Below are 8,115 nucleotides of genomic sequence, written 5' to 3' on the forward strand. Positions count from 1 at the left end.
AAAAGAAAAGACCAAATAACATCATGAAAAAGAAATATTTTTTCATAGCAGATTCCTTTCAAAAGACTTTTTATCAAGATATTATACCTTGTCAAATTTTATGTAATTAAAATGAAATATGAAGAGTAGTTCGGAGTTAGTTTATATTGTGCAAGAAAATAAGATGCCTGTTGAACTAACGTGGCAGGATTGTTAAACAAGATAATTGCAGGAAATATATTTATATGGTCGAATGTTAAATATATTCAAGAAAGAATAAGGGAGAAAAATATGTCGTATAATCCAAAAAAGATTAGTTTGGAAGAAGCTTATTCATCTGGAATAGATGTAAATTTTGAACTTATGGATAATGGTGAAAAACGTTATAGGTTAGTTAGTTCTGATGGTACTTCCTATTGTCGCACAGTTGGTTTTGAAGTAGGATCTTGGCAAAAAAGTCATTATCACAAAGCAGTTTCTGAGTTTTATGTTGTACAGTCTGGATGGATTGTGTATGCGGAAATTGATTTAAATGGGGAACCTGAATTGCGTTTTCTCCGAGAGGGAGAAAGTGTAATTGTAAATCCTTTTGTTCATCACAATATTTTTATGTCTTCTTATGCTGTAACTCACACGATTAAATATGGTGGTAGGGGTCCTAAGATTGATTGGTTTTCATCAGAGGAATTAGATAAATTAACAAAAAAACTTTTTGAGAAGGATTTACTTGAGTTAAGTAAAGGTGAAATCTAATGTTAATGGGTGCGATACTTCACTAAGGGGTAGGAGCTAACGTGGCAGAATAGTTGAAGAATTTTGTTAGCAGATTATCCAAGCAAGGGGGACTTTTTTGTTTTTATATCATATGGTCATTCACAATGAGGTTGGGGTAAATATAAGTCCACAAAGGGTCTTAAAGGAAGGATTAAATCATAAGACTGCTACCAGATGGTATTCAAAAATCAGTGATTTATTTCCAGAATTAACAGAGCGTTACAGACCAGCAAATTCACCAAAATGGATTGATTTTAAAGTTGCCTTTAGAGCAGATTTGGAAGAGTATGAAAAACCTTTCTATCGATTTTCTGCGTTTAGTGATAAAATTTTAGTTTTTAACCGAGATATATCAAGTGATTTATTTGCTTATATCGAAGATACATATGATGGTGGTAGAGGATATTTTGTTGAAGGTTTACCTTCAAAGGAAGATTTAATGAAACAGTATTGGGAAAGTATGAATACTCTTGATGAGTATTGGAAAAACAAACCTTTTAATAACCCTGAGCTTTATATATTTGAACAAGTTCCAGCAAAGTTAATCGACTATATAGGATAAAATCTTATTCAACTACTATGAAAATAAACTCCTATAACTCTGAAATATAAGAATATCAAAGAAGACCCTTCACATTTGTATGAAAAATAGAGTGAGCCGCAATTAATGGAACTATTGATTGTATTGACTGAATTAAGAATCAGTATGGACAGTTCGACACATTTTCATTCTCTGTAGTGTAGCGACGATATTTCTGCTACCTAAATGGCTAACGGGTGTATTTGTATTCCTTCTCGAAGGAGTAATCACTAAAGGAGCCGTTTAGTCGAACAAGAGAGATTATATTCAATCTCTCCTTTATTACGACGGAGCTAGTTTTTCTTTATTGTTTCTATTATTTTAATTAATAAAGTAATTGTAACGGACATCAATAAGAACAAAACTAAACCTATTGGCACTACTCCTGTTTCATCTCCATTAAAAAAGTAAACAAATAAGAACAATGAAATAATGCTACAAAAAAATATTAATATAGTCATTGAAAAGTATCTCATAAGAATCCCCCTTTTAAGTTTAATTCTATAATAAATTGAAGGGACAGGATACTAATTATTCCTTATGTCGTAGTTCGCTTAAATTGCGAACTAAATAGTCTTTTTCAACTAATAGGGCAGGTTAACCGAGGAAGGTATTTCCACTTTTATGTCGAAATCAATCGGGAAAATGAGTTTTAACAGGAAGATGGTCAAATGACAAGGAGCATTCTTTCTGCCTGAGCATATTAAATTATGAAAAAATGAAGTAAACCATTATTACAAAACAGCCAGGCCACGATTAGACGAAAGCCAAATCGAGGAAATGGAACAAGTAATATCAGAAAGCTTTGCCAATAAAACAATTCAAGAGATTACTACTTGGAAAGATGGTTGTTTCAACACAAGGGTAGGAGTCATACAAAAAATTGATCCATACACTAAAAAGGTTCATTTATTAGATGAATTAGATACCAACATTATGATGGACTTCTACGAAATAACAAACACTTCAATAACAATAAAATAGACCTTTCCTAAAGGAGAGATTAGTGGGGTTAGGAATCCTTACTCTTCAAAGAAGTATTGGGTGTATTAGAAGGTGAAGAACTAAATGAATGGTATGATTTATTTAAAACAGGTTTTATAAAAAGTTAGTTTCATAGATATCTTGGCGATCATCAATGAAATCGTCCCAATTGTGACTTTGAAATAAAGTTGAACTGTTTATAAAAAAAGATGAAAAGAGGGTTTTTATGATAAGAGCATATAAAGATACAGATATTGATACCTTAGTCGATATTTGGTACAAAGGATCATTACAAGCACACAATTTTATTGATTCCGATTATTGGACATCTAAAATTGGGGAGATGAAAGAAAAGTACATTCCTATGGCAGAAACACACGTCATAACTAATCAATCAAAGATTGAGGGATTTATCTCAATGGTAGACAATTACTTAGCAGCACTTTTCATTGATACAGCACATCAAAATAATGGTGTTGGAAAAAAATTATTGGATTTTGAAAAGGGACGGAGAAGCGTGATCCAATTGAAAGTGTATAAGGAGAATCTATCTGCAGTACGCTTTTACGAGAAAAATGAATTTGTTATAAAAAAGGAGTTAACTGATGAGCAAACCGATAAGCAAGAATACCTAATGGAATGGCGCAACAACCAAAATTTTGCTCAATAATCGGTCGCGATTGTGGAGTAACACTATTAGGAATACAATCAGGAAAATGTGGATATAAACTGGTAAGATTTTTGAGACAAGCCGTTGAGACTTTAATAATCCTTATTTTGCACAATTTTATATCTGTCTCAATAGACTCTACTCTTTTGGAATTGTGAAGTGACACTCTTAAACTACCATGAAAATAAACTCCTATAACTCCGAAAAATGACAAAATTAAAGAAGACCCATCCGTTTCGTTTTTAAAAAAAGAGTGGGCCGCAATTAATGGAACAATGGATTGGATTGACTAGATTAAGAATCAGTATGGACAGTTCGACATATTTTCATTCTCTGTGGTGCAGCGACGATATTTCTGCTGCATGGATGGCTAATGGGTGCGATTCACCAATAACGAGGGATCGTATTTCTTTATTTGAATTAGGTGAAAAATGGATTGATTTAATGATCCATTTAAGACAATATGCTTTTCACTTACTTCAATATCAACTCTTTTTATTTAAATTGGATGTTTTTTGCTATCTTAAACGCATTTTCTTCATTTACTATTGGAGTATGCATTTTTATTACAATAAATTGATTTGTGCTTTTTTCTCCAATATCCATATAAAAATAAAGTGTTTGAATGACATTTTTCTTTTTTACGTGTTGTCTAATGAAGGTTGTTGGATATTGAAAATCATCTAACTCTTTATTTTCAAAAACAGCCGGCATTTTATGCCTATTCTCAAAATCGGAACTATTAATTACACTTACATTTCCAACAATTTCATTATATGAATTTTTGATATTCCATTTAGAGGAGCCTTTTTGTTCAATTGAAAGTCCCATTTCATCTAATACTGGAATAAAAATGATTCTATTTTTCTCTAACTTGTTTGCCTGATGAGAATAGTCACTCGTATCAGTTACGTTTGTAATATAATAACTACCCATAATAACAAGAATTATTAGTGCTGTTGTTAATGATAAGTAATATTTAAAAGGAAAGCCTTTTTTAGGTGAAGAGGAATCAATTTTTTTGTTTAAAAGAAGTAGCATATCATTTTGTTCATTTTCACTTAATTTAATTTTCTTGTTTAAGGACTGAAAATGATCATCGAATTCACTTATATCTTTAGGTTTCTTCATTCTAAATCTCCTCCTTTTCTAATTGTTTTTCAATTCTTTTAGCCCTCTATATAAAGTTGACTTGACTTTGCTTTCAGACCAGCCAAGAATATGTGCAGTTTCTTGTAATGAAAAATCTTTTATTTTCCTTAGTATGATGACATCACGATAGGAATTTTTAATTTTAGATATTGCATATAATATTTCTTTTTCCGTTTCATTTAATATTGCTATATTTTCCAATGATGGTTCCTTCAATTTAGGGTTCGGAAATTTATCGAAAAGAAGTTTACTTGTTTTTTTCTTCCTTATATAATCACTGGTAAGATTTCAAGTATCTTGCATTAAATCTTTTGCTTGTTCTTGGTCTCTAATCATAAAAAAAATATATTGATAAATATCGTTATTATATGATCGATACCAATTTTTAACTTGTTGTTTTATAGGTTCATTGTCCAAATATCGCCTCTCCTTTTTATAAAATGTTATTTTACCTTTTACCTTTTACAACGGATAAATTGTTTAAAAGTTGCACTTTTTTATATTATATTTATTAACTAACAAAGTAGTTAGAGTAATAAGAAAGTTATTAAACAATTTAGCTTAAAACTTCTCCTTTTTAGATATTAACTTAAATGAAAGTTCTAATTAATTTATACGAATATTTAAATAACTGATAAAGGATTGATAGGGTGAAAAAGGTTGGAATCGTTGGAGGTTTGACCAGAAGCAACAGTAGATTATTACCATTACCAATCAATGATCTCTAATAATTTCAAGAAGGGATCAGACTCTCTCTTAATAAATATCCGTTAGTTTACGCAAGAGTTAAGGTAAGTATATGGACTTTAGAAACGAGATTAGATACATTTTGTAAATGGTAACTAGGAGGAGCCGTGCGCGTTATTAGCGCACGGCTCTGGGAGGGGAGATATAAAATGAATTTTTTCATGAATTTTTCGCCATTGTTTTTGGTGATTTTAGGGGTTCTAAATTATATGTATTTTGCTAAAGACATTGGTTCAACTGTTGTACTTTTATCTCTTGGTGTTTTAGTTTCGATCTTTAATCTGATTAAAATGAAATATACGATTGCTTTATTAAGTATTGCAATTGTTATAGGTTTGGTAGGATTATTTACACATCTGGTTAATTCGGGTATATAAAATTTTTCTTCTTCAATTACAGAGGTAAAGAAGAGAACAAACTCTTGTTGTTTAACTTGCCCATTGTTTAAGAACTTGTTCTTTTGCAATTTGATTTACTACTTCTTCTGATTGATTTTTGTTAGCTAGTACGTTGGTTTGATAAATTGTCCCCTTGAATGTTACGTAAATTGTATACTCGTACATTTTGCTCTTTCACCTTCCTTATAGCTATATTATAAATGTGATTTTTTAAGTTCTGATAGATTTTATGTAAATGTTTTATTAAAAATATGGAACTGGCACATACAGAAAAAAACCTATAGTAGCTAAAGGAATTATCATAACAATTTATAAATAAACAAGGGTATGTAAAATCAACAGGACGATAAAGGAATTAATTGTGTCTATTACCCTACTCTTTTTCCTGGATCTGGGTGGGACTTTTCATTATCACGAGGAGAAACAAACATAAATCGTTAAAATACGCAAAAAACGAATTAGCTTACTCTTTGGGCTGGAATTTTATATGATAATAAAGATCTTACTGAACCTATCTCTATTCAAATAAACCACCTTTCCCGAGGAATGGAATTAATTGAAGTAGAGACATCGTTTGACCCGTATGTCAAAGAAATCAGAAACATTTCGTTTACTTTTTTCCGTCAAATTAATAATGGAAAGTAAGATTGACTCAAATAATGAGCTATTTTTTTCATTAGTTTGTTAAACGACTGCATTACTGGAACAACGGTAATGCTTTTTTCATCTTCAGGGAACTTTTGAAGAGAGCTATCGTCTATAATAAAAAAGGGGAGTTTATGGTTTTGGAACAAGGATATAAGAAAAAGAATTCAAAAAAATGGTTAAAGGAATTAACAATAGCAAGTTTATTATTTGTTGTATTAATTGGATATGGGGTCTATTGGGCTTTTTTTGATATGAATAGGTTACCGACTGGTAAATATCTAACTGAAGAGGTATCACCTAAAGGAAATTACACCTTAAAAGCATATGTTGCTAATGGCGGTGCAACAACTGCATATTCAGTTCGCGGTGAGTTGATATTTAATGAAAATGATAGTAAAACCAAAAATATCTATTGGAACGATCGAGAAGATACTGCACATATTACTTGGACAGACAATAACACAGTGGTAATTAACGGACATTCTTTAGATGTACCAAATGATAAATTTGATTTTAGGAATCACTAATAATGACCTTACATCAAAGGTGGATGAACAGAGAGATGTAAAATATGCAAAAATAGTGATCAACGTTATTTTGATCACTATTTTTGATTCCGAATTTTCTATGTCTTCATATAATTTGAAATTAAATACTAGAGCAATGATCAATATGGGTTTCCTAAATTATGAATTATATGTCTCCCTGTTTAGATTCACAATATCTTTATGTGAAAATCCAGCTGAAAACTTCTCCATTGCCTTTTCTCGTAGGAAAGGGGCTTTTTCTTTATTTGCCTTTTTCAATGCTTCCGTTAGTTCCTCTTTTGTTAGTTCTGTGCAGTATGCAGGAGTTCCTGGCTGTTGTTTCCACGAATCACTTAAAGAACCACTATCTACTGCGTCGAATCCTAGCTCGCTTACTACGTCCATGATTATTTGTTTTTGTGATAGGTCATTACCAGCAATCGCCATAGCAATGCGACCACTAGTACCTTCAGGGGTTCCTTTATTTTCTAAAGTATAAGCTAATTGATTGTTGAAAGCCTTAATAATAGGTCTTCCTAATTGATTTGAAACCCAAACACTTTCAACCACCCCGTTCTCAATTTCTTCAATTTTATTGTCTCTAAAAGGATAATAATTTGAAGTGTCTACAGCGATTACTTCCTCTCCAGCCTTATCTATAATGTTGCGAATGCTTGGCATTGCGTGAAAAGGGATAGATATTATAAGAACATCAATATTTGTTATTACATCTTCTACACTCACAGGTGTTCCAGCAATCTCTTTTCCTTCTAAACGTTCAATTCCTCGAGCATCTGCTATTTTGACATCATGTCCATTCTTAACTAATTTTTTAGAAATAATTGTCCCTATGGGTCCTGTACCTATCATTCCAAATCTCATTATTGTTCCTCCTAAATATAATTTTGTTCGATTATGATTCAATATCAGCTATGGAATTTCCCAAGTGCCTCAACGCGAAATTGTCTACATTCCTTTTTTTGCAAGTATTAAGGTAATTGAGTGTTTTGGTTATAAATACTATAATAAACGCATTACTCTACTTTTTATAGTAGGCAATAAAAAATGATATAGTACACTTTTATGTACTTTATAGAAGAAAAGGGATGTAAGTATGGCTAGAATATGTAAGGATGGATTTGAAAAAGAGTTTATTAAGGATCAAAGAGACGTTTATGGCATTGCGTATACCCAAAATATGCTTTCAGGACGTTGGAAGTATATTATTCTTTGGTTTTTAAAAACAAAAGAACGTCGTTATAGCGAAATTAAAGCTTTTTTATGGGACATATCACAAGGTTCTCTTACAAAACAGTTGAGAGAATTAGAAACAGATGGATTAATTAATCGGGAGGTTTTTCCTGAAGTACCTCCTCGTGTTGAATATTCATTAACAACTAAAGGGCGTGAATTTATCCCAATACTTGATATGATGGAGAATTTCGGCAAAAAATTCGGGGAGAAACCTGAGTGAAATAATAAAATGATATTTTTTTATTAATTGAGCAGATATTGTGAAGTGTTGTACTTAAATTAAAAGGTGCTTGAGTTTATGAGTGTGGTTGCTGCGGCAGCCATTTTTTATTGTACTCCCTCAGTAAGATACGATTATCTCTCAAATACTCACTTATTCGCAGGATTTCAAAACACTTAGAC

11 protein-coding genes and 1 pseudogene are annotated in these 8,115 nt (G+C 31.4%); 7 read left to right on the top strand and 5 right to left on the bottom strand.

The window, feature by feature from the left end; all coding sequences use genetic code 11:
- Positions 1–270 precede the first annotated feature (270 nt).
- Together AC6CHR_RS24905 and AC6CHR_RS24910 are read left to right on the top strand one after the other, a co-directional pair.
- Positions 271–732: a cupin domain-containing protein gene (locus AC6CHR_RS24905; protein ID WP_498251877.1), complete on the top strand. Its 462-nt coding sequence runs from the start codon at positions 271–273 to the stop codon at positions 730–732.
- 97 nt (positions 733–829) lie between these two features.
- The gene (locus AC6CHR_RS24910) at positions 830–1,315 is read left to right on the top strand and encodes a hypothetical protein (protein WP_498251878.1); all 486 of its coding nucleotides are present in this window, start codon (positions 830–832) and stop codon (positions 1,313–1,315) included.
- A 311-nt stretch (positions 1,316–1,626) separates the two neighbouring features.
- Here the strand turns inward: AC6CHR_RS24910 and AC6CHR_RS24915 are convergent, their stop codons facing one another.
- A complete protein-coding gene (locus AC6CHR_RS24915) occupies positions 1,627–1,809 on the bottom strand; it encodes a hypothetical protein (RefSeq protein ID WP_498251879.1) in 183 nt (60 codons plus the stop codon).
- A gap of 271 nt (positions 1,810–2,080) precedes the next feature.
- Here AC6CHR_RS24915 and AC6CHR_RS24920 point away from each other — a divergent pair.
- Together AC6CHR_RS24920 and AC6CHR_RS24925 are read left to right on the top strand one after the other, a co-directional pair.
- Positions 2,081–2,317: pseudogene (locus tag AC6CHR_RS24920) on the top strand (YolD-like family protein); the annotation flags it as partial.
- 226 nt (positions 2,318–2,543) lie between these two features.
- Positions 2,544–2,987 carry an N-acetyltransferase gene (locus tag AC6CHR_RS24925; RefSeq protein WP_498251880.1) on the top strand — a complete coding sequence of 148 codons (444 nt, stop codon included), beginning with the start codon at positions 2,544–2,546 and terminating at the stop codon, positions 2,985–2,987.
- Between the two features lie 495 nt (positions 2,988–3,482).
- On the opposite strand, the gene AC6CHR_RS24930 is transcribed toward AC6CHR_RS24925, so the two are convergent.
- Positions 3,483–4,118: a hypothetical protein gene (locus AC6CHR_RS24930; protein WP_498251881.1), complete on the bottom strand. Its 636-nt coding sequence runs from the start codon at positions 4,116–4,118 to the stop codon at positions 3,483–3,485.
- Between the two features lie 18 nt (positions 4,119–4,136).
- Positions 4,137–4,409, bottom strand: coding sequence for an RNA polymerase sigma factor (locus AC6CHR_RS24935; protein ID WP_498251888.1), 273 nt, complete (start codon positions 4,407–4,409; stop codon positions 4,137–4,139).
- A gap of 626 nt (positions 4,410–5,035) precedes the next feature.
- Here AC6CHR_RS24935 and AC6CHR_RS24940 point away from each other — a divergent pair.
- Positions 5,036–5,263 carry a hypothetical protein gene (locus AC6CHR_RS24940; protein ID WP_498251882.1) on the top strand — a complete coding sequence of 76 codons (228 nt, stop codon included), beginning with the start codon at positions 5,036–5,038 and terminating at the stop codon, positions 5,261–5,263.
- A 51-nt stretch (positions 5,264–5,314) separates the two neighbouring features.
- Here the strand turns inward: AC6CHR_RS24940 and AC6CHR_RS24945 are convergent, their stop codons facing one another.
- A complete protein-coding gene (locus tag AC6CHR_RS24945; RefSeq protein WP_498251884.1) occupies positions 5,315–5,449 on the bottom strand; it encodes a BA3454 family stress response protein in 135 nt (44 codons plus the stop codon).
- Positions 5,450–6,069: 620 nt separating this feature from the next.
- Here AC6CHR_RS24945 and AC6CHR_RS24950 point away from each other — a divergent pair.
- The gene (locus AC6CHR_RS24950) at positions 6,070–6,459 is read left to right on the top strand and encodes a DUF5412 domain-containing protein (RefSeq protein ID WP_498251885.1); all 390 of its coding nucleotides are present in this window, start codon (positions 6,070–6,072) and stop codon (positions 6,457–6,459) included.
- Positions 6,460–6,618: 159 nt separating this feature from the next.
- On the opposite strand, the gene AC6CHR_RS24955 is transcribed toward AC6CHR_RS24950, so the two are convergent.
- Positions 6,619–7,341, bottom strand: a complete 723-nt coding sequence (locus AC6CHR_RS24955; protein ID WP_498251886.1) for an NADPH-dependent F420 reductase — start codon at positions 7,339–7,341, stop codon at positions 6,619–6,621.
- A gap of 232 nt (positions 7,342–7,573) precedes the next feature.
- On the opposite strand from AC6CHR_RS24955, the gene AC6CHR_RS24960 reads away from it, so the two are divergent.
- Entirely contained in the window at positions 7,574–7,933 is a 360-nt protein-coding gene (locus AC6CHR_RS24960) for a winged helix-turn-helix transcriptional regulator (RefSeq protein WP_498251887.1), read from the top strand.
- The last annotated feature ends 182 nt before the right edge of the window (positions 7,934–8,115 follow it).

It is taken from the genome of Metabacillus sp. GQ13 (genome assembly GCF_059758525.1).

Coding starts and splice junctions, on each gene's coding strand:
- AC6CHR_RS24905 (WP_498251877.1), top strand. CDS start 271: ATGTCGTATAATCCAAAAAAGATTAGTTTGGAAGAAGCTTATTCATCT.
- AC6CHR_RS24925 (WP_498251880.1), top strand. CDS start 2,544: ATGATAAGAGCATATAAAGATACAGATATTGATACCTTAGTCGATATT.
- AC6CHR_RS24945 (WP_498251884.1), bottom strand. CDS start 5,449: ATGTACGAGTATACAATTTACGTAACATTCAAGGGGACAATTTATCAA.
- AC6CHR_RS24930 (WP_498251881.1), bottom strand. CDS start 4,118: ATGAAGAAACCTAAAGATATAAGTGAATTCGATGATCATTTTCAGTCC.
- AC6CHR_RS24915 (WP_498251879.1), bottom strand. CDS start 1,809: ATGAGATACTTTTCAATGACTATATTAATATTTTTTTGTAGCATTATT.
- AC6CHR_RS24955 (WP_498251886.1), bottom strand. CDS start 7,341: ATGAGATTTGGAATGATAGGTACAGGACCCATAGGGACAATTATTTCT.
- AC6CHR_RS24960 (WP_498251887.1), top strand. CDS start 7,574: ATGGCTAGAATATGTAAGGATGGATTTGAAAAAGAGTTTATTAAGGAT.
- AC6CHR_RS24940 (WP_498251882.1), top strand. CDS start 5,036: ATGAATTTTTTCATGAATTTTTCGCCATTGTTTTTGGTGATTTTAGGG.